25 protein-coding genes and 1 tRNA gene are annotated in these 18,994 nt (G+C 63.7%); all 26 read left to right on the top strand.

The window, feature by feature from the left end:
• Positions 1-109 precede the first annotated feature (109 nt).
• Positions 110-670 carry a genetic competence negative regulator gene (locus A9Z00_RS03105; protein WP_296974223.1) on the top strand — a complete coding sequence of 187 codons (561 nt, stop codon included), beginning with the start codon at positions 110-112 and terminating at the stop codon, positions 668-670.
• Positions 671-820: 150 nt separating this feature from the next.
• A complete protein-coding gene (gene prsW / locus A9Z00_RS03100; protein ID WP_296974221.1) occupies positions 821-1,528 on the top strand; it encodes a glutamic-type intramembrane protease PrsW in 708 nt (235 codons plus the stop codon).
• A gap of 59 nt (positions 1,529-1,587) precedes the next feature.
• Complete coding sequence (locus A9Z00_RS03095; protein ID WP_296974754.1) at positions 1,588-1,731, top strand: hypothetical protein; 144 nt, start codon at positions 1,588-1,590, stop codon at positions 1,729-1,731.
• Between the two features lie 74 nt (positions 1,732-1,805).
• Positions 1,806-3,182, top strand: a complete 1,377-nt coding sequence (gene ypeB / locus A9Z00_RS03090) for a germination protein YpeB (protein WP_296974219.1) — start codon at positions 1,806-1,808, stop codon at positions 3,180-3,182.
• Positions 3,183-3,263: 81 nt separating this feature from the next.
• Positions 3,264-3,917, top strand: coding sequence for a flagellar brake protein (locus A9Z00_RS03085; RefSeq protein WP_296974216.1), 654 nt, complete (start codon positions 3,264-3,266; stop codon positions 3,915-3,917).
• 68 nt (positions 3,918-3,985) lie between these two features.
• The gene (locus tag A9Z00_RS03080) at positions 3,986-4,186 is read left to right on the top strand and encodes a hypothetical protein (RefSeq protein ID WP_296974214.1); all 201 of its coding nucleotides are present in this window, start codon (positions 3,986-3,988) and stop codon (positions 4,184-4,186) included.
• A gap of 89 nt (positions 4,187-4,275) precedes the next feature.
• Positions 4,276-4,986 carry a (d)CMP kinase gene (gene cmk, locus A9Z00_RS03075; RefSeq protein ID WP_296974734.1) on the top strand — a complete coding sequence of 237 codons (711 nt, stop codon included), beginning with the start codon at positions 4,276-4,278 and terminating at the stop codon, positions 4,984-4,986.
• A complete protein-coding gene (locus tag A9Z00_RS03070; protein WP_296974212.1) occupies positions 4,983-5,558 on the top strand; it encodes a lysophospholipid acyltransferase family protein in 576 nt (191 codons plus the stop codon). The genes cmk and A9Z00_RS03070 overlap by 4 nt, the downstream gene beginning before the upstream one ends.
• A 99-nt stretch (positions 5,559-5,657) precedes the next feature.
• On the top strand, positions 5,658-6,890 hold the full coding sequence (gene rpsA / locus A9Z00_RS03065) for a 30S ribosomal protein S1 (protein ID WP_296974209.1): 1,233 nt from the start codon (positions 5,658-5,660) through the stop codon (positions 6,888-6,890).
• Positions 6,891-7,017: 127 nt separating this feature from the next.
• Positions 7,018-7,569 (top strand): hypothetical protein, encoded by a 552-nt coding sequence (locus A9Z00_RS03060; RefSeq protein WP_296974207.1) that lies wholly within the window; start codon positions 7,018-7,020, stop codon positions 7,567-7,569.
• 107 nt (positions 7,570-7,676) lie between these two features.
• Positions 7,677-8,999 carry a ribosome biogenesis GTPase Der gene (gene der / locus A9Z00_RS03055; RefSeq protein WP_296974205.1) on the top strand — a complete coding sequence of 441 codons (1,323 nt, stop codon included), beginning with the start codon at positions 7,677-7,679 and terminating at the stop codon, positions 8,997-8,999.
• Between the two features lie 13 nt (positions 9,000-9,012).
• Positions 9,013-9,627 carry a glycerol-3-phosphate 1-O-acyltransferase PlsY gene (gene plsY, locus A9Z00_RS03050; RefSeq protein WP_296974203.1) on the top strand — a complete coding sequence of 205 codons (615 nt, stop codon included), beginning with the start codon at positions 9,013-9,015 and terminating at the stop codon, positions 9,625-9,627.
• Positions 9,617-10,654, top strand: a complete 1,038-nt coding sequence (locus tag A9Z00_RS03045) for an NAD(P)H-dependent glycerol-3-phosphate dehydrogenase (protein WP_296974201.1) — start codon at positions 9,617-9,619, stop codon at positions 10,652-10,654. The genes plsY and A9Z00_RS03045 overlap by 11 nt, the downstream gene beginning before the upstream one ends.
• A 93-nt stretch (positions 10,655-10,747) precedes the next feature.
• Positions 10,748-11,023, top strand: coding sequence for a stage VI sporulation protein F (locus A9Z00_RS03040; protein ID WP_296974199.1), 276 nt, complete (start codon positions 10,748-10,750; stop codon positions 11,021-11,023).
• Positions 11,024-11,121: 98 nt separating this feature from the next.
• Positions 11,122-11,313, top strand: a complete 192-nt coding sequence (locus A9Z00_RS03035; protein ID WP_296974197.1) for a DUF2768 family protein — start codon at positions 11,122-11,124, stop codon at positions 11,311-11,313.
• A 21-nt stretch (positions 11,314-11,334) separates the two neighbouring features.
• Positions 11,335-11,631 (top strand): 2Fe-2S iron-sulfur cluster-binding protein, encoded by a 297-nt coding sequence (locus tag A9Z00_RS03030; RefSeq protein ID WP_296974196.1) that lies wholly within the window; start codon positions 11,335-11,337, stop codon positions 11,629-11,631.
• Between the two features lie 16 nt (positions 11,632-11,647).
• Complete coding sequence (locus A9Z00_RS03025) at positions 11,648-12,271, top strand: nucleotidyltransferase family protein (protein ID WP_296974193.1); 624 nt, start codon at positions 11,648-11,650, stop codon at positions 12,269-12,271.
• Complete coding sequence (locus tag A9Z00_RS03020) at positions 12,268-13,017, top strand: hypothetical protein (RefSeq protein WP_296974190.1); 750 nt, start codon at positions 12,268-12,270, stop codon at positions 13,015-13,017. Before A9Z00_RS03025 ends, A9Z00_RS03020 begins: the two co-directional genes overlap by 4 nt.
• 265 nt (positions 13,018-13,282) lie before the next feature.
• The gene (gene spoIVA / locus A9Z00_RS03015; RefSeq protein ID WP_296974188.1) at positions 13,283-14,761 is read left to right on the top strand and encodes a stage IV sporulation protein A; all 1,479 of its coding nucleotides are present in this window, start codon (positions 13,283-13,285) and stop codon (positions 14,759-14,761) included.
• Positions 14,762-14,932: 171 nt separating this feature from the next.
• Positions 14,933-15,217 carry an HU family DNA-binding protein gene (locus A9Z00_RS03010; RefSeq protein WP_483316256.1) on the top strand — a complete coding sequence of 95 codons (285 nt, stop codon included), beginning with the start codon at positions 14,933-14,935 and terminating at the stop codon, positions 15,215-15,217.
• 117 nt (positions 15,218-15,334) lie between these two features.
• Positions 15,335-15,411, top strand: a tRNA-Pro gene (locus A9Z00_RS03005).
• Positions 15,412-15,528: 117 nt separating this feature from the next.
• Positions 15,529-15,750 (top strand): trp RNA-binding attenuation protein MtrB, encoded by a 222-nt coding sequence (gene mtrB, locus A9Z00_RS03000; protein ID WP_296974183.1) that lies wholly within the window; start codon positions 15,529-15,531, stop codon positions 15,748-15,750.
• A gap of 106 nt (positions 15,751-15,856) precedes the next feature.
• Positions 15,857-16,408 carry a hypothetical protein gene (locus A9Z00_RS02995; RefSeq protein WP_296974181.1) on the top strand — a complete coding sequence of 184 codons (552 nt, stop codon included), beginning with the start codon at positions 15,857-15,859 and terminating at the stop codon, positions 16,406-16,408.
• Between the two features lie 113 nt (positions 16,409-16,521).
• Complete coding sequence (locus A9Z00_RS02990; RefSeq protein ID WP_296974178.1) at positions 16,522-17,391, top strand: heptaprenyl diphosphate synthase component 1; 870 nt, start codon at positions 16,522-16,524, stop codon at positions 17,389-17,391.
• A gap of 5 nt (positions 17,392-17,396) precedes the next feature.
• Positions 17,397-18,113, top strand: coding sequence for a demethylmenaquinone methyltransferase (locus A9Z00_RS02985; RefSeq protein WP_296974176.1), 717 nt, complete (start codon positions 17,397-17,399; stop codon positions 18,111-18,113).
• On the top strand, positions 18,110-18,985 hold the full coding sequence (locus A9Z00_RS02980) for a UbiA-like polyprenyltransferase (protein WP_296974175.1): 876 nt from the start codon (positions 18,110-18,112) through the stop codon (positions 18,983-18,985). The genes A9Z00_RS02985 and A9Z00_RS02980 overlap by 4 nt, the downstream gene beginning before the upstream one ends.
• The last annotated feature ends 9 nt before the right edge of the window (positions 18,986-18,994 follow it).

Genomic DNA, 18,994 nt, shown 5'->3' with positions numbered 1-18,994 from the left:
TCGTCGGCATCCGTGATAACATAGAAGCAAGATCTTGCCTGTGGACATGGGTTCGTCAGGCGGGATCGAAGGTGCAATTGTACGAAGCTGCAGAGGGGGAGGAGCCATCATGAAGATTGAGCGGCTCAGTCAGGACAAGATCCGCATCTTCCTGACGTTGGACGACCTCCTGGAACGGGGAATCCAGAAGGAGGACTTGTGGCGCGAAATTCCCAAGGTGCATGAACTGTTCAGCGAGATGATGGATCAGGCCTACAGCGAACTGGGATTCGAAGCCACCGGTCCCCTCGCGGTCGAAGTGATCGGTCTCCCGGCACAAGGGATGGTGGTCATCGTCACCCGAGGCAGCGGAGATGTCGTCGAGCACCATGATGATGTGGATGACGACGAACCGGATCATGACGAGGACATGTACGAAATGGAAGTGACGCTGGAAATCAGCGACACGATACTCTACGCGTTCCGGGATTTCGAGGACGTCGTTGCCGCATGCCGCAGGCTGGCCGCGGCCGTGCCGGAGTCCGGCGGCAGGCTCTACGCCTACAAGGGGCTGTATCTGCTGGCGTTCGGAGCGTCGGAAGTCGATCCGTCCCGCTATCAGGCGATCACCGCGGTGCTCGCCGAATACGGCGAGGCGGCGTCCGTCACGGAAGTCGTTCTGGAAGAATAAGGAAAAGTCATCTTCGCATCCGATGCCGTGAAGGAGATCAACGAGCGGTTCTGATCGCGTTCCATGCCGAAGCGCATCCGAGAGGGCGAAGATCGGCCATCGGGAGCGCTTCTCTCATTCATGCGGGCCGCGCGGAAGGAGGATGGCCGCATGTGGCTCTTGTCGATGCTGACGGCGGCCATCGCGCCGGGCATCGCGCTGCTTGCCTATTTCTATCTCAAAGACCGATACGACGCCGAACCGATCCACATGGTCGCGCGGATGTTCGTCGTCGGGGCGCTGATCGTGCTGCCGATCGCCGTCATCCAGCGCGGCGTCACGCTCGGGCTCGGGGATTCCCCGCTCGTGCAGGCTTTCCTGGTTTCGGCGGGCATCGAGGAAGCGATAAAATGGTTCGTGCTGTATCACATGATTTACAACCATACCGAGTTCGACGAGCCTTACGACGGCATCGTCTACGCGGCGGCCGTCTCGCTCGGGTTCGCCACGGTCGAGAACGTGTTGTACGCCCTGCTCATGCCGGCTACGTTCGGTTCGCTCATCCTGCGGGCGCTGCTGCCCGTATCCGGACACGCGCTGTTCGGGGTCGTGATGGGCTACTACATCGGCAAGGCGAAATTCGCCTCCGGCCAATCCGGGAAATATCTCGCCGCATCCTTCCTGCTTCCGTTATTCTGGCATGGCGCCTTCGATTATATTCTGCTCGTGTTCAGGAATTACTGGATGCTGCCGATCGCGCCGTTCATGGCCTACCTGTGGATCCGGGGAGGCCGGAAGATCCGGCGCGCCAACGACCGGTCGCCGTTCCGTTCCATTCCGCGGGAAGACGAGATTAAAATGCAGCGGATCCGTCCATAATGGGTCAAGAAACGACGAAAGGACGGTCGGCGGCCATGACCTCGGCGGCATCCAATCGAGTGAAAGTGCGCATCCGCTGCAGGCGGTGCGGCGAGAAATTCATCCTTCGCGGCAGGCGGGAGAAGGGACGGATCGAGACCGGCTTCCGCCAATGCCTGTGCGACAACACCGAAGACTTCGACATCGAAGAGCATTGGGAATGATCGTCGGCGGTGCATAAAGCTCCTTTCGCGCAAGCAAACTAACGCCAAGCTTGCCAGCGAAAGGAGCTTGTCGCATGTATACGCGTCTCAGCGCCGTTTTGTTCCCGGTGTTCGCCGTTCTGCTTGCGGGAACGGCCTTCTGGGGATACCGGGAGCACCAGGAGAAGAACAGTCTGCTCATCAAGGCGGAAAACCAGTACCAGCGCGCGTTCCACGATTTGAGCGACCATATCGAAGAATTGCACGAGCAGTTGGGCAACACGCTTGCCGTGAGCCCGTCGTCCCACGATGTCCAGCGCAAGGGTCTGATCAACATCTGGCGCATCACGAGCGAAGCGCAGAGCGATATCAGCCAGCTTCCGCTTACGCTGCTTCCGTTCAACCGGACGGAGGAATTCCTGTCGAAGATCGCCAATTTCTCTTACAAGACGGCGATCCGCGACCTGTCGAAGCAGCCGCTCAGCGAGCAGGAGCTCGCCACGTTGAAGAAGCTGTATGAATCGGCCGAGACCATCGCGAAAGACCTGCGCACGGTCCAGGAGAAGGTGCTGGCCGACAATCTGCGGTGGATGGACGTCGAGCTGGCGCTGGCCTCCGAAGACGCGCCGCGCGACAACGTGATCATCGACGGGTTCAAGATGGTGGACGGCAAGATCGCCCAGTACGAACAGATCGACTGGGGGCGGCCCGTTGCGGCCATGTACCGGAAGCGGACGGTCGACCTTCTGCCGGGCAAGCCCGTGACGGCCGACGACGTGCGCCGCAGGGCCGCGAAAATGCTGGGCCTTCCCGATCCGTCCGCCGTGCAGGTGACGGAGAACGCGCAGGGCACGGAGTACGCCGTCTATTCCGCCGTCGTGGATAAGGGGAGCGGCGTCAGGATTCAAATGGATTTTACGAAGCGGGGCGGAGAACTGATCTGGTACATGAACTCCCGCGAGATCCGGGGATCCCGGTCCGTCGGCCTGGACGAGGCGGATCGGGCGGCGCGCGCGTTCCTCAAGGAGCGCGGCTATCCCGAGATGCGGGCAATCGCGGCCGATCCGTACGACAACGCGGTGAACCTGACGTACGCGCCCGTCCTGGACGGAGCCGTCGTCTATCCGCGGAAGCTGACGGTCAAGGTGGCACTCGACAACGGCGAAGTGGTGGGGCTGCAGGCGGCGGATTACGTCTATGAGCGCCGGGAGCGGAAGCCCGTCAAGCCGGCGATCGGAGAAGCGGAGGCGAGAAAGCATCTCCATCCCGATTTCGAGGTCGAACGCTCGCAGCTCGCCTACATCCGGAACGAACAGGACGATGAGGTGCTCTGCTACGAGTTCGCCGGGCGGATCAACGGCGGACGGTATCGGATTTACATCAACGCTTCGACCGGGATCGAGGAAAAAATCGAGCGATACAGGACGGCAGACGACGCGCAGACGGCCGGGGAGCGGACGCAAGCCCGATAAACCGCCGATCAGGCCGCAATTTCCGCTGGTTGTGTCTTTCCTCCCATGGTATAATTTCTTGTAATGGGGGGGAAGACCGAGTTGGAGCCGAAGGTGAACACGCTCCTGTTCCTTCAGGCGGCATCTCCGGATGAAGAGGAAGCAGAGAAGGTCTACAAGTCGCGCATCGCGGACGTCGAGGACGACATCCTCTACATCGAGGTGCCGCTTGAGGAGGATACCGGCCGGCTCAAACGGTTGAATCTCGGGGACGAACTCTCGGCTTATTTTCTCGCGGAAGGCGGCGTCAGGCACCATTTCAACACCCACGTGATCGGATTCCGTGACGATGTCATCAAGCTGGTCGCGATCCGCAAGCCGGATCCCGATTCGATCCGGAAAGTGCAGCGGCGCAGCTTCCTCCGCGTGCCGGCGGTGCTGGAACTGGCCGTCAAACTTGCGAGCCAGGTCCGGTTCCTGGCGTACACGGAAGACATCGGCGGGGGCGGCATTTCCTTCGTCACGGACCCGCGGTGGTCGATCAGGCCCGGCGACGTGATGGAGTGCTGGCTGCTCATCCCCTACAAGAACGGGACGATCGAGCATGCGTTTTTCAAGCCGGAAGTCGTCCGGGTGAAAAAGCTCGAATCCGGCCGACAGCAAATCATGGCCAAGTTCATCGAAATCTCGGACAGCGAACGACAGAAAATTATCCGATACTGCTTCGAGCGCCAGCTCGAATTCCGCAAGCGTTGATCGTTTCGGCCGCATCCGATGCCCGTTATCCGGGAAGACTGATGTTTCCGGGAAAGGGTGATCGAAGGATGGACGGGCGAAATGCGGATCGGCGCAGCCGTTCCTACTGGACGGCCGTTGCGGACAGGATGTGCAGGAGGCTGGCCGTTGCCGTCGCCGCGCTGCTTGCGCTCGTCATCGCGGCGCAGGTTGCGCTTCATGCCGACGGCTTGAGGCCGGTCCTGTCCAGGACGGAACGTCTCGAAGGCGTTCCGCTCGGGGACGGGTAATTTTGCATCCTGGTCGGGTATGTGGTATAATTTTCTCGTTTGGCAGGCCGTGCCTGCTTTTTTCATGAAGGTCGCTGGAGGGGTTTACGCTGACGAAGATTGCGCAGGGCTCAAGTCCGCGGCGCATCGCGATCGCCATCGACGGACCGGCCGGAGCGGGCAAGAGCACGGTCGCCCGCATGGTCGCCGACCGGTTCGGCTACGTGTACATCGACACGGGCGCGATGTACCGGGCGGTTGCGCTGGCCGCGCTTCGGGCTGGCGTCGGACCCGGAGATTCGGGCGAGCTGGAGCGGCTGGTGTCCGGACTCGACATCCGGCTCGAGACGGGCGACAACGGTCAGCGCGTCCTTCTGAACGGGGAGGACGTGACCGGGGAGATCCGATCGCGCGAAGTGACGGCCGCCGTTCCCGCCTATGCGGCCGTTCCGGCCGTGCGGGCGAGGCTGGTGGAGCTGCAGCGCGCGATGGCGAAGGCCGGCGGCGTCGTCATGGACGGCCGGGATATCGGCACGCATGTGCTCCCCGACGCTGAACTCAAGATCTTCCTGACGGCCAGCGTGCGGGAACGCGCGCGCCGCCGCTACGAAGAGAGCGGGCGGGCGCAGGGGCTCACGCTGGAGATGCTCGAGCGGGAGATCGCCGAACGGGACCGTCTGGACGCAAGCCGTGAGATTGCGCCGCTCGTCAAGGCCGAGGACGCGATCGTCCTCGACACGACGAGCCTGACGGCCGAGGAGGCCGCGGATCGCATCGCGATGCTTGCCGAACGGGCGGCCCTGGGGGCGGGCGGAGCATGAATTTCTACGAGTTCGCCCGGGTCGTGCTGCGGTTTCTGTTCACCGTGTTGTTCCGGCTCAAGGCGCACGGCGTGGAGAACATTCCGCGGGAGGGCGGGGTGCTGCTCTGCTCGAACCACATCAGCGTGCTGGACCCGCCGACGCTCGGCATCTATGTGCCGAGGCGCCTGCACTACATGGCCAAATCCGAGCTGTTCAACTTCAAGCCGTTCGCCGCGCTCATCACCGCGCTCGGAGCTTTCCCCGTCAAGCGGGGCGGCGTCAGCAAAGAAGCGATCAAGACGTCACTGCAGCTGCTGCGGGACGGTCATGCGATCCTCATGTTCCCGGAAGGGACACGCAATTCGGACGCTTCCTCCGCAAAACGCGGAGCCGCGTTGCTGGCGATCCGGAGCGGAGCGCCGGTCGTGCCGTGCAGGATCGTGCCCGGCTACCGGTTGTTCCGCAGGACGCACGTCATTTACGGTCCGCCGATCGATTTCGCGCCGTTCGCGGGAAGCACGGACGGCGATGCGCTGGATCGCGCGACCGAGCTCATCATGCAACGCATCCGCGAATTGAACGTCGGCTAGCCAAATGCACTTTTCATCCGTTTTAAATGCGCCGGTCCGTTTCACGCGCGGCCGGCGGGTTTAAATAAAGTTGGGGCAGAATCGAGGAGGTTAGTGTCCATGTCTGAAGAAACGAAAAACCTGGAAACCGCGGCAGCGGAGCAACAAGCCGGTACCGCGGCGGAGACCATCACGGAGCCGGATCTGGACCAGGTGGTCACCCTGAAGAAGGGCGACAAGGTGAAGGGCACGGTCATCAAGATCGAAAACAACCAGGCTTACGTGAGCCTTGGATATAAATATGACGGTGTCATTCCGCTCCGGGAGCTGTCGGCGGTTCCGCTCGAGAACGCGGCGGACGCCGTCCAGGTCGGCCAGGAGGTAGAACTCAAGGTCATCAGCATCGACGACGACAAGGAGCGCCTCATCCTCTCGAAGCGCCAGGTCGACGCCGAGAAGGCGTGGGATCGGCTCCAGGAGCAGTTCGAGAAGGGTGAAGTGCTCGAGGTGACGGTCGCCGACGTCGTCAAGGGCGGCCTTGTCGTCGACGTGGGCGTGCGCGGCTTCATCCCGGCGTCGATGGTCGAGCGCCATTACGTCGAAGACTTCAGCGGTTACAAGGGCCGCAAGCTGCGCGTGAAGATCAAGGAGCTCGACAAGGCGACGAACAAGGTCATCCTGTCGGCGAAGGAAGTGCTCGAGGAAGAGTACGAAGCGAACAAGCGCCGCGTCATGGAATCGCTGCAGCCGGGCCAGATCATCGAGGGCACCGTGCAGCGGCTGACGCCGTTCGGCGCGTTCGTCGACGTCGGCGGGGTCGACGGCCTCGTGCACGTGTCCGAGATGGCCTGGACGCACGTTCCCCATCCGCGGGATGTCGTCTCCGAAGGCGACAAGGTCAAGGTCAAGGTGCTCAAGGTCGATCCCGAGGCGGGCAAAATCAGCCTGAGCATCAAGGCGGCGCAGCCCGGTCCGTGGGACCTTGCAGCCGACAAGTTCCATGTGGGCGACATCGTCACCGGCGTCGTGAAGCGCATCGTCAACTTCGGCGCGTTCGTTGAAGTGGCGCCCGGCGTGGAAGGCCTCGTCCACATTTCGCAGATCGCGCACCGCCACATCGCGACGCCGCACGAAGTGCTGAAGGAAGGCCAGGAAGTGAAGGCGAAGGTGCTGGACTTCAATCCGGCCGAGAAGCGGATTTCGCTCAGCATCAAGGCAACCGAGAAAGCGCCGGAACCGCCGGCACGGGATCGCGGCAGGGGCGGCCGCGAACACATCGAAACCGTTCCGAGGGAAAATCTGAGCTTCACGCTCGGCGAGCGCTTCGGCGACAAACTCAGCAAACTTAAATAAACCGACGCCGACCAGGGGCCGCCTTCACCGGATCGCCGATCCGAGCGGGGGCGGCCCTTGCTGCGGTTCCTTCCGAAGCGCAACGGATGCATCCCTCCGACGCATAATAGGGCGGGGAGGGATGACGGTGAATGCTGGATTCACGACGGCCTGGGTGCTGGCGGTGGCGGGCATCCTGCTGGCGACCGGATGGAAGAGGCAGCTCCTCGACGATGTGTCCGCCCCGCTTGCCGTTCTGGCCGCCGCGGTGCTTGCCGCCTGCGGATTCGGCCACGCGGCGGCACCGAAGACGGCCGCGCTCATCTGCGCCTGCGCGCTGCTCCGGGGCGCCGGCGCCGGCGAGCGCCTTCAGGCGATCTTCGGAGCCCTGTCCGCAGGCTTTGTCTGGAGCTGGCTCAGGAAATTATATGCGGAAGATCCGGTGTTCATCATCTGGGATGAACGTCTGGACGGGGCGCTGGCGGCGGGGGTGCTTGCGGCCGCCGCGTCCGGCCGTTTCCGCGCGCAGTTCGCCGCCGTCACGCTCGCCGCGATCGCGGCGGACCGGTTCGCCCCCGCGCCGGCCGGAGCCTGGGGCTGGCTGGACGGCCTGACGCTCTCGCTGCTTGCCGCGCGGACGGTCACGCTGCTTGCCCGCGGCGGGGCGTCGCTGGCCGGACGCCTGCGGCCGCAGGCCTGACGGGCGGGCCGAACGGCCGATTTCCGGGAAATGGCTCGGGTGTGGTATATTAGTAAAGGTTTCCGATCGCAGCAGTCTGGTCGAAAGTTTGTCAAGGAGTGGGCAAGATGGCAAGACCCGTAGTCGCGATCGTCGGGCGGCCCAATGTCGGCAAGTCCACGGTCTTCAACCGCATCATCGGGGATCGGCTGGCCATTGTGGAAGACAAGCCCGGCGTTACCCGCGACCGCATCTACAGTTCGGCCGAATGGTGCGGCAAGACGTTCAGCCTCGTGGACACCGGCGGCATCGAAATCGATGCCGGCGACGAGATCATGCGGTCGGTGCGGGCGCAGGCCGAACTCGCCATCGACGAAGCCGACGTGATCATCTTCATGGTGGACGGCAAGGCCGGGCTTACGCCCTCCGACGAGGAAGTGGCGCGCCTGCTGTTCCGCTCGGGCAAACCCGTCGTCGTCGCGGTGAACAAGGTGGACAATCCGAAGAAGGCCGACGCCGCATACGACTTCTACAGCCTGGGCTTCGGCGAGCCGGTTCCGATTTCCGGCGTGCACGGCACCGGCATCGGTGATCTGCTCGACCGGGTGGCCGAGTCGCTTCCGGAACAGACGGAGGAAGCGTACAACGACGACGTGATCCGGGTGGCGATCATCGGCCGCCCGAACGTCGGCAAATCTTCGCTCGTGAACGCCATCCTGGGCGAAGAACGGGTCATCGTCAGCGATGTGGCGGGCACGACGCGCGACGCGATCGACACGCCGTTCGAGAAGGACGGACGGAAGTTCGTGCTGATCGATACCGCCGGCATGCGCAAGCGGGGCCGCATTTACGAGACGACGGAGAAATACAGCGTGCTCCGGTCGCTCAAGGCGATCGAGCGGGCCGATGTCGCGCTTGTGCTGATCGACGCGGTCGAGGGCATTACCGAACAGGACAAGCACATCGCCGGCTATGCCCACGAGGCGGGCAAGGCCTCGGTGCTCGTCGTGAACAAGTGGGATGCCGTCGAGAAGGACGACAAGACGATGCGCCAGTTCGAGCTGCGCATCCGCGACCATTTCCAGTTCATGGACTACGCGCCGATCGTGTTCCTGTCGGCGAAGACGAAGCTTCGTCTGCACAAGCTGCTGCCCGTCGTGGAGCATGTGGCCGAGCAGCATGCGATGCGGGTTCAGACGCATCTCCTGAACGACATCGTCGCGGACGCCATCGCGGTCAATCCGCCGCCCTCGGACAAGGGGAAGCGGCTGCGCATCCACTACGCGACGCAGGTGGCGGTCAAGCCGCCGACGATCGTGCTGTTCGCGAACGACCCCGAATTGATGCATTTCTCCTATTCGCGTTATCTGGAGAACAAGATCCGGGAAGCGTTCGCCTTCGAGGGGACGCCGATCCGCATCATCGTGCGCAGGAAGTCAGACGAGGATTAGGGGAGAGTCCACGGTGCTTGCTTCGATCATCGCTGTCGCGGCGAGCTATCTGCTCGGATCCGTATCGTTCAGCATCCTGATCGCCCGCTGGGTGAAGGGGATCGACATCCGGAAGTACGGAAGCGGCAACGCAGGCGCGACGAACACGCTGCGCGTGCTCGGCAAGGGGCCGGCCGCCGTCGTCTTCCTGCTCGACGTGGGCAAGGGGATCGCCGCCGTGCTGCTCGGGAAATGGCTGGGCGACGGCCAGCCGTGGGTGCCGATCCTCTGCGGAGCCGCCGCGATCACCGGCCACAACTGGCCGATCTGGTTCCGCTTCAAGGGCGGCAAGGGCATCGCGACGACGATCGGCGTCATGGCGACGATCGCGTTCTGGCCGGCCCTCATCGCCGGCGTCATCGCGATCGCGGCGGTGGCGCTCACCCGCTATGTCTCGCTCGGCTCACTCATCTTCGTCACCCTGCTGCCGGTCTTCATCCTGGTGCTCTCCATGCCCCGCGAGCTGTTTTGGGCCAGCCTGCTCATCTGGGCTTACGCATTCATCCGTCATCGTACGAATATCGTGAAGCTCGTCCGGGGGCAGGAGCACAAACTCGGGACCGGGAAAGGAGTGCAGCATGGAAAATAAGCGGGTTGCCGTGCTTGTGGCCGGGAGCTGGGGAACGGCTCTCGCGAGCGTGCTGGCCGACAACGGCTGCGACGTGTCATTGTGGACGAGGCGGGCGGAACAGGCGGACGAAATCAACCGGCTTCGCACGAACAGCGCCTACCTGCCGGGCGTCCAGCTGAGCGAACGGATCCGTGCGGTGACCGACATCGGCGAGGCGCTTGACGGCGCAGAACTCGTGGTGTTTGCCGCCACATCCGCGTCCGCCCGGGAGGTGGCGCGCAAGGCCGCCGGCGCCCTTCCGCGGAATGCCTGGATTGTCCACGCCGTGAAGGGGTTTGAGCGGGACACGCTCAAGCGGATCAGCACGATCATCGCCGAGGAAACCGGGCGTCCGGAGGAGACGATCGCCGTGCTGTCGGGACCGAGCCATGCGGAGGAAGTCGTCCGCCGCTGCCCGACGACGGTCGTCGCCGCGTCGCGTTCGAAACGGGCCGCGGAAGCGGTGCAGGACTATTTCATGAATTCCTATTTTCGCGTGTACACGAATCCGGACGTGATCGGCGTGGAGGTCGCGGGTGCGATCAAGAACATCATCGCGCTCGGCGCGGGCCTGTCCGACGGCCTCGGCTACGGGGACAACGCGAAGGCCGCCCTGATCACGCGCGGACTGGCCGAAATCGGGCGCCTCGGGCAGGCGATGGGCGCCCAGCTTCTGACGTTCGCCGGGCTGGCGGGGGTCGGGGATCTCGTCGTGACGTGCACGAGCCGGCACAGCCGCAATTGGCGGGCGGGATCGATGCTGGCGCAGGGCATGAGCGTCGACGAGGTGCTCGCGAAGATGGGCATGGCCGTCGAGGGCATCGGCACGACGCGGGCCGCCCGGGAGCTGAGCCGCCGGTACGGCGTTTCGATGCCGATCACGGAGCAGCTGCACGCCGTCCTGTTCGAGGGCAAATCGCCGAAGGCGGCGGTGGAATCGCTGATGGGCCGCGTCCGGACGCACGAGAGCGAAGAGGTGGCAAAGGCCTGGCTGGAGGCGGAATGAACCGCCTCGCCGCCGATGACGGGCGGACGACCGTCCGCACCAATTGTCCCTCCTCCGCATATGATGCATGCAGCACGACGGAGGAGGGGTGCCATGAGCGGCAAGAACTTGTCCAAGGATGTGCTGAACGTCGTCAGGAAAAAGACGGGCAAGCCGATCAGCGAGCAGCAGGTGAAGAAGCTGGCCGGCTCCGTGACGGCGCGGACGCTCCAGAACGAAGCGGAACTGCGCCGCCTGATCCGGCAGGTGGCGGCCGTCGCGAACGTGCCCGTTTCGGAGGATACGGTGAACGACATCGTCCAGGCGGTCCGCAAAAGCGGCATGAACATGGAGCGTCTGGAAGCGCTGATCCGCACGATGATCCGCTGATCCTGCGCGCAGCCGGTCCGGTCGGGGCCGGCTTTTGCTTTGCCTGCGACGCGGCCGTGGTGGTATAATGTTCAGGAACTTTGCGCGAAGTGGAGAAGATGACGGACATGAATGGCCTGACCACGATGTGGATTGCGCTGAGCAGCATCGGGCTGATGGTGCTGTCGGCCGTGGCGATCACGTTTGCGCGCCTCAGAACGAAAGGATTCATGCGTATCCTTGTTTCGACCGTCGCGGTTCTCATGCTGCTGGTCGGCTCGCTGCTCGGCCTGATCGTGATTCTGGCCTAGACGGCCGAAGGAGTAGGATGCATGATTTATCTGCGGGGAAGAACGAAGGAAGCGGCCGTTCCCGCCGAAGCGGGGCTGACGATCCTGGACCATGCGCTGAAGGCCGGCGTCGACTGGGGATTTTCCTGCACGCGCGGCACGTGCGCCCGCTGCCGCTGCCGGATCGAGGCGGGCGCGGAATGGCTGGAGGACATCACGGACGCCGAGTGGGACAGGCTGGAACCCGAAGAATTCGACGAGGGATTCCGGCTTGCCTGCCAGGCCGTCGTGCGGCCGGGAGCCGGCGATATCCGCGTCGTGAACCGCCCGTACTTCTGAGCGCGGAGTGAGGGAGATGGACAGCAAGGCTGGACTGGAGCGGGCGCTCTGCCGCATCGTGGAACGGATCGCCGGGACCGGGATCGCCTGGGTTGTCGGCGGCAGCGCGGGGCTCATGCTGCGCGGCCTGGAGCTTCCCGCGCCGCCGCGCGATCTGGACCTGTACGCGGATCCGGCCGACGCGCGGGCGATGCACGAGGCGCTGGCGCCTTACGCGGTCGACCGTCCGGTCCGGAGCGTGACGGAGCGCTACGAATCGATTCTGAGTCATTATCTTGTGGAAGGCATCCGGGTGGAGCTCGTCGGCGGATTCGTCGTCTCGGACCGCGGCTGCCGGTACGAGATGCGGGTGCGGGACGTGATCCTGCCGCTGGCCGGGCGCCGCGTCCTCGCGCCCTGCGGATGCGGCGTGGACATCGTCCCGCTCGCGCACGAGCTGTGGTTCAACTGGCTGCGCGGGCGCCGGGACCGGATGGAGCTGGTCTCGGGAGCGATCGCCGCGGATCCGGACCGGCATCTGCGCGCGTTCCGCGCGCTGACGGCGGCCGGCGGCTTCACGCCCGAAGCGGTTGCGGCCGTGGAGGAGCTGTTGGCGGCCGCGGCGAACGGCCGCAGGGAAGGAGCGGAAGGACGGACATGACGGGACAAGCCGCGAGGCGTTCCGCTTCCGCATGGCGCGCGGCGGCGGTCGTCCTGCTGCTGTCCGCGGTGCTGACCGGATGCCTGTACCCGAAGGAGCAACTGGCCCAGAACCGGATGCCGCCGCGCGATGCGGTCCGGATCGTCCAGGCGGCGGTGGAGGAATACCGGCGGGACACGGGACTTCTGCCGATCCGGAACGCGGACGCGGACACGCCGAGGTACGAGAAATTCGTCGTCGATTTGGCCAGGCTCCTGAGGACCGGGTATCTTTCGGATTTGCCGGCGGCGGCCTTCGAAAAGGGCGGAAACTACTATTTCCTCGTGCTGGACGAGGAGACCGAGCCGACCGTCCGGCTGCTGAACATCGCGGTTCTCCAGAAGCTGAACGATCTAGAGAAACGCGTGAAGGAATACGCGGCGTCGCACGGCGGCGCGCTTCCGGCCGGAGAAGAGCTCTACCCGTCGTTCCGCTTGCTGGACTTCGACAAGCTGGGCGGACGCAAACCGGACATCCGCAGCGTCTTCAGCGGACAGCCGATCCACGTGCTCGTGCACGAAAGCGGCGAGGTGTTCGCCGATTACGCCGCCGACATCCGCAGGCTGGTCGAGGGCAAGGGGACGGCGCCGGCACCGGACGAGGATCTGCGCGAGCTGCTCGTGCGCGAAACCTTGTTCGTGCCGGTCAAATCACCCGTCTATCACTGGATCGACGGCGATCCGGCCGCACGTTATCCGGACAAATGAATCAGGCGCCGATCGGCACGACGAAGGCGGAGCTTGAACGCTCCGCCTTTCTTCATGTTGCGGATCGATGTCATAGACGGCGGCATGCCGTCATATACCAGCAGAGGAAGTGATGCGTTCAGCCGGATCGGCAAATTCCGGACAGGGGTCATATTCGGGACGGGTCCGTAATAGGATGATACCAGTCCAATACGGTTCGATGACGGCGGACTGCGGATGGCGCCGCCGGCGGGGTTCTCGTCAAATCGAATGGAGGGGATCACGAGTGGAAAAAGTCGATATTTTCAAAGACATCGCCGAACGCACGGGCGGAGACGTCTACCTCGGCGTCGTCGGGGCCGTCCGCACCGGCAAATCGACCTTTATCAAGCGATTCATGGAAACGGTCGTGCTGCCGAACATCACGAACGAGGCGGACCGGATCCGCGCGATCGACGAGCTGCCCCAGAGCGCCGCCGGGAGGACGATCATGACGACCGAGCCGAAGTTCGTTCCGAACCAGGCCGTGCAGATCCGCGTCTCCGAAGGGCTGGAGGTGAACGTCCGGCTCGTCGACTGCGTCGGTTACGCGGTGGAAGGCGCCAAGGGATACGAGGACGAGAACGGGCCGCGGATGATCACGACACCCTGGTTCGACGAGCCGATTCCGTTCCAGGAAGCGGCCGAGATCGGTACGCGCAAGGTGATCCAGGAGCATTCCACGATCGGCATCGTCGTGACGACGGACGGCACGATCGCCGAAATTCCGCGCAGCGCCTACGTGGAGGCGGAGGAGCGGATCGTGCAGGAACTGAAGGAAGTCGGCAAGCCGTTCGTCATGGTCGTGAACTCGACGCGGCCGAATTCCTACGAGACGGAGGCGCTGCGCAGCGAGCTGCAGGCGAAATACGACATCCCGGTCATGGCGCTCAGCGCGGCGACGATGGGGGAAGCGGACGTTCTGAACGTGCTGCGCGAGGCGCTGTACGAATTCCCGGTGCACGAGGTCAACGTCAACCTGCCGAGCTGGGTCATGGTGCTGAACGAGGATCACTGGCTGCGCAAAAGCTTCGAGCAGTCGGTCCGCGACACGGTGCAGGACATCCGCCGGCTGCGTGACGTCGACCGGGTCGTGCAGCAGTTCCATGAATACGACTTTATCGCGCGCGCGGGCTTAAGCGGCATGAACCTGGGCCAGGGCGTGGCGGAGATCGACCTGTACGCGCCGGATGAGCTGTACGACCGGATTCTCCAGGAGGTGGTCGGCGTCGAGATCCGCGGCAAGGACCATCTGCTGCAACTGATGCAGGAGTTTGCGCACGCGAAGAAGGAGTACGACCGGTTTGCGGAGGCGCTCGAGATGGTGAAGACGACGGGCTACGGCATCGCCGCGCCGACGCTTTCCGAAATGTCGCTCGACGAGCCGGAGATCATCCGTCAGGGTTCCCGGTTCGGCGTCCGTCTCAAGGCGACGGCGCCGTCGATCCACATGATCCGGGTCGACGTCGAGTCGGAATTCGCGCCGATCATCGGCACGGAGAAGCAGAGCGAGGAGCTCGTCCGCTATCTGATGCAGGATTTCGAGAACGATCCGATCAAGATTTGGGAATCGGACATTTTCGGCCGGTCGCTGCATTCGATCGTGCGCGAAGGGATCCAGGGCAAAATTGCGATGATGCCGGACAACGCGCGCTACAAGCTGCAGGAGACGCTCGGCCGCATCATCAACGAAGGGTCCGGCGGCCTGATCGCGATCATTCTCTGATTCGGAGGAAGCGCGCCCGAGGGGCGCGCTTTGCGACGTTTTGCGAGGCCTCTCGGTCCTTGAATTTCGGATATTCCTGTATTAGTATAGAAACTGTGCAATCGCAGGTATAATTTGGCATGGAACGGTTAAACAGTATGAATAGGAACTCGGTCAGCCGCGGCCAGGGAGGTGAATCCGATGAACAAATCCGAACTCGTCAACAAGGTAGCCGAACTTGCGGAACTTTCCAAGAAAGACGCCGCCAAGGCGGTCGACGCCGTATTCGACGCGATTGCCGAAGCGCTGCAAAACGGGGAAAAGGTTCAGCTTGTCGGCTTCGGCAATTTCGAGGTCCGCGAGCGTTCTGCGCGCAAGGGACGCAACCCGCAGACGGGCGAAGTGATCGAAATCGCCGCCAGCAAGACGCCCGCCTTCAAACCTGGCAAGTCGCTGAAGGAACTGGTCGGGGACTGAAGCGATCCCCCCGTTCCCGCATCGTCCGGACGGCGTGTCCGTTCGGACGATGTTTTTTCGGTATCCGCAGCCTCTTGACATCGGACCGGCGATCGATTAGAATGATTGTTGCGTTGTCGGGTGTTAGCTCAGCTTGGTAGAGCGCTACCTTGGGGTGGTAGAGGTCGCCAGTTCAAATCCGGTACACCCGACCATTCTCACAGGGAAACTGCTTCCGGCACAGCGGGAAGCAGTTTTCTTTCTTTGTATATTCGTATCATCCGCATGCGCACGGCCCCGTGCCCGCGCGTGTGCAGCCGGAGGCGATCGGAATGGACACGGGCCTGGCCGAATACGTGGTGATCAAGGCAAAGGAGCAGGGCGTCACGGTCATCGGGCTTACCCGGGGACGGGACACGAAGTTCCACCATACCGAGAAGCTGGACAAGGGCGAGGTGCTGATCGCGCAGTTCACCGAGCATACGTCCGCGATCAAGGTCCGGGGGAAGGCGACGATCCTGACGAAGCACGGCATGATCGAGACGGATGAGTAGGAGGCCGGCTTGCCGGCGGGCGCGGCAGGCATAGCCTGTTTTTTTTGTTTGTACACTATACAGGCGGGGCATCCTGAATGAACGCCGATTGCGCGGAGGGATCGGGATGACATCGTCTGTCTGGAAGGCGCTGTCCGCGGCGGCCTGCTGCGCCGGGCTCGCGGCCGCGCTGCTCATTGCGATCGCGCCCGAATCCGTTCCGGACGGAGGGCGGCATCTGGCGGTATTCGGCCAGGACCGGTCCGTCCGGCTCGATTCGGACAATCTGGTCGACCTGCTGGCGGGAACCGAATTCGGACAGCGGATCCGTCGGGTACGCTGGTCGGGTTCCGTGCTGTCCGTGGATTTCACGGTCGCGGACGGCGGTTCGGCGGAAGCCGTTTATGCGGATCTCAAGGAGCTGATCGCACTGTCTTTCTGGCATACGTCGAACGTCCGGCGCCTGCTGGTCCGGTTCGGGGAACACGATTCCGCGTCCGGCAGGGAGCGGCTGCTGCTGGCGGCGGACGTGCGCCGGTCCGACCCGTGGATCGCCTCGCACTGGTCCGGTCTGAAGGCCGCGGATCCGGGCCGCGACCGCATCTGGCGCGAACGGCTCCGGATCGTGACGACCCGGCTCTGGCAGGAGCGGTTCGGGAGCGTGGAACCGGAATCTTGACGGCTCCGTGACCCGCGGATGTGTTCGGCTTCACAATGTGCTATAATAGAGGGCGAATTCATACGGCCGAGGCGCGGTCCGAGCGGGCCGGCTGCGGCCCGGAGGCATCACGGATGAGCGCTTACCGCATTCCCGAAATCGCGAAGAAGTACGTCGAATACGACATGATCCGAGATCATACCGAGCTGCCCGCATTCCCGGATTCCCGGGCTCATTTGTTGTATACGCTGCTTTTGGACGGCAAGCTTCCCCGCGAGCGGAGCGAACTGTATGCGCTGGTCGTCTGGCTCGTGCAGCTCGGACTCGATACGCACGACCTGGTGGACAACCGTTCCGGACCGCAGCCCCGGCGCGAGATGCGCGCCCGTCAGCTTCTGGTGCTGGCCGGCAACTATTTCAGCAGCCGCTTCTACCATCTGCTGTCGCAGGCCGGACAGATCGAGATGATCCGGCGGATCAGCAGCGCGGTCTGCGAGGTCAACCGGCTGAAGATGAGCCTGTATGCGCGCATGAAGCAGCGCAAGGTGACGGCCGACGAATACATCGGCATCCACACCCGGCTCAGGACCGGGTTGTTCGAGCTGTTCGAGAACCTCGTAGACGAACGCGTCCAGGCGATCTATCCGGACCTGCTGCACGGATTCACCCGCTGCGAAGTCGTGATGGAGGAACTGAAGCGGATCGAATCCCCCGGCCGATTTGAGGGCAGCTGGGGGTATTGGCTGATCCTGCAGGACGGCACCGAGGAAGAGCGCCGGAAGCTTACCCAGCATCCGCGGGAGGAAGGGCTGATCCGGCAGCTCGTCGCGAAGTACAACCTGACCGCCCGGCTGACCGAGCTGCTCCGGCAATCGGTCGCGCAGGTGCAGTCCGTGCTCCGGATGCTCGAATCGGACAGACTGGCCGCGGAGCTGGCCCAGATCGCCGGGAAGTTCCTTCCGTCCTTCACCATGCAGCCTGCGGTGACGAACGAGACGAGGTGAAGGCTTTGGAAGGCAATAGGAAAGAGCGGTACGTCCACGAAGTGTTCGAGAGCATCGCGCCGAAGTACGACCGGATGAACGACATCATCAGCTTCCGCCGGCACAAGGCCTGGCGGGCGTTCGCGATGCGGCGCATGAACGTGAAACCCGGCTCTTCGGCCATCGACCTGTGCTGCGGCACATGCGACTGGACGATCGCGCTGGCCCGGGCCGGCGCTTCCCGCGTTGTCGGGCTCGATTTCAGCGAGGCGATGCTCGAGATTGGACGGCGGAAGGTCGAGCAGGCGGGGCTTGCCGGGCGGATCGAGCTTCGCCACGGCAACGCGATGTCCCTTCCGTATCCGGACAACGCGTTCGATTACGCGACGATCGGTTTCGGCCTCCGGAACGTGCCAGATCTGCGCCGGGTGCTGCGCGAGATGACGCGCGTCGTGAAACCCGGCGGCCTCGTCGTGAGCCTCGATGTGTCGAAGCCGACCTGGCAGCCGTTCAAGGCCTTGTACGATCTCTATTTCCGGCATCTGATGCCCCTGTTGGGCAAATGGGTCGCCCGCCGCTACGAGCAGTACAAATGGCTTCCCGAATCGCTGGCCGATTTTCCGGGCAGGGAGGAGCTCGCGGAGATTTTCCGGGAGGTCGGCCTTGCGGACGTGGAGGCCCATCCGCTCACGGGCGGCGTGGCGGCGCTGCACATCGGCGTGAAGCGGGGCGGGAGGGCATGATGCGCAAGATTCGCATTATTCTCGAGATGATCAAGTTCGAACACTCGCTGTTCGCGCTTCCCTTCGCGTTCGTCGGCGCCATCCTCGGCTCCGTCATGATGCTGGACAGGCTTCCGTCCTGGGCCGAGATCGGTTGGATCACCGTCGCGATGGTCGGCGCGCGCAGCGCGGCGATGGCGCTGAACCGGCTGATCGACCGGGCGATCGACGCGCGCAATCCGCGCACGGCGAACCGCGCGATTCCGGCCGGGCTGATCGGCATTCCGGAAGTCGTCGTCTTCATCATCGTGTCCTTCGCGCTGCTGTTTCTCGCGGCGTTCAATCTGAACCCGCTGGTCGTACGGCTGCTGCCGATCGCCGTGTTCGCGCTCATCTTCTATCACTACACGAAGCGCTTCACCTGGCTCTGCCACGTGATCCTCGGCTTTACGATCGCGCTGGCACCGCTCGGCGGGTGGCTGGCGATCACCGGCGAGGCCGGTCCGGCCGCCTGGCTGCTCTATGTGTCCGTCGCGTTCTGGACCGCGGGCTTCGATATCGTCTACGCCTGCCAGGACGCGGAATTCGACCGCGAGGCGAAGCTGCATTCGATTCCGGCCCGCTTCGGCATCCGCAGGGCGCTCGTCATCGCCCGGATCTTCCATGTCATTCCGGCCTTCGGCTTCCTCGCGCTGTTCTGGATGACGGACCTGTCGTTCGGCTATCTGGTTGGCGCCCTGATCGCGCTCGGCATCCTGGCGTATCAGCACACGCTGGTCAAACCGGAGGACCTGAGCCGCGTCAACATGGCCTTCTTCTCGATGAACGGCACGCTGAGCGTCGTCATCTTCGCCTTCACGCTGTTTGACCTGGTGGTGCTGCACAGGTGGTGAGCGGACGGA

The organism is Thermobacillus sp. ZCTH02-B1 (genome assembly GCF_002159085.1).
Classification (GTDB): Bacteria; Bacillota; Bacilli; order Paenibacillales; family Paenibacillaceae; genus Thermobacillus.
The sequence above is the reverse complement of the archived record's forward strand: the minus strand, read 5'-3'. Positions and strand labels throughout refer to the sequence as shown.

Bases quoted from the DNA above. Each gene is read 5' to 3' on its own strand.
- mtrB (WP_296974183.1), top strand. From the start codon at position 15,529: ATGGACACGGGCCTGGCCGAATACGTGGTGATCAAGGCAAAGGAGCAG.
- A9Z00_RS03040 (WP_296974199.1), top strand. From the start codon at position 10,748: ATGAGCGGCAAGAACTTGTCCAAGGATGTGCTGAACGTCGTCAGGAAA.
- A9Z00_RS03045 (WP_296974201.1), top strand. From the start codon at position 9,617: ATGGAAAATAAGCGGGTTGCCGTGCTTGTGGCCGGGAGCTGGGGAACG.
- A9Z00_RS03030 (WP_296974196.1), top strand. From the start codon at position 11,335: ATGATTTATCTGCGGGGAAGAACGAAGGAAGCGGCCGTTCCCGCCGAA.
- A9Z00_RS03070 (WP_296974212.1), top strand. From the start codon at position 4,983: ATGAATTTCTACGAGTTCGCCCGGGTCGTGCTGCGGTTTCTGTTCACC.
- A9Z00_RS03020 (WP_296974190.1), top strand. From the start codon at position 12,268: ATGACGGGACAAGCCGCGAGGCGTTCCGCTTCCGCATGGCGCGCGGCG.
- A9Z00_RS02990 (WP_296974178.1), top strand. From the start codon at position 16,522: ATGAGCGCTTACCGCATTCCCGAAATCGCGAAGAAGTACGTCGAATAC.
- rpsA (WP_296974209.1), top strand. From the start codon at position 5,658: ATGTCTGAAGAAACGAAAAACCTGGAAACCGCGGCAGCGGAGCAACAA.
- A9Z00_RS02980 (WP_296974175.1), top strand. From the start codon at position 18,110: ATGATGCGCAAGATTCGCATTATTCTCGAGATGATCAAGTTCGAACAC.
- A9Z00_RS03080 (WP_296974214.1), top strand. From the start codon at position 3,986: ATGGACGGGCGAAATGCGGATCGGCGCAGCCGTTCCTACTGGACGGCC.
- A9Z00_RS03025 (WP_296974193.1), top strand. From the start codon at position 11,648: ATGGACAGCAAGGCTGGACTGGAGCGGGCGCTCTGCCGCATCGTGGAA.
- prsW (WP_296974221.1), top strand. From the start codon at position 821: ATGTGGCTCTTGTCGATGCTGACGGCGGCCATCGCGCCGGGCATCGCG.
- A9Z00_RS03105 (WP_296974223.1), top strand. From the start codon at position 110: ATGAAGATTGAGCGGCTCAGTCAGGACAAGATCCGCATCTTCCTGACG.
- ypeB (WP_296974219.1), top strand. From the start codon at position 1,806: ATGTATACGCGTCTCAGCGCCGTTTTGTTCCCGGTGTTCGCCGTTCTG.
- A9Z00_RS02995 (WP_296974181.1), top strand. From the start codon at position 15,857: ATGACATCGTCTGTCTGGAAGGCGCTGTCCGCGGCGGCCTGCTGCGCC.
- der (WP_296974205.1), top strand. From the start codon at position 7,677: ATGGCAAGACCCGTAGTCGCGATCGTCGGGCGGCCCAATGTCGGCAAG.
- A9Z00_RS03035 (WP_296974197.1), top strand. From the start codon at position 11,122: ATGACGGACATGAATGGCCTGACCACGATGTGGATTGCGCTGAGCAGC.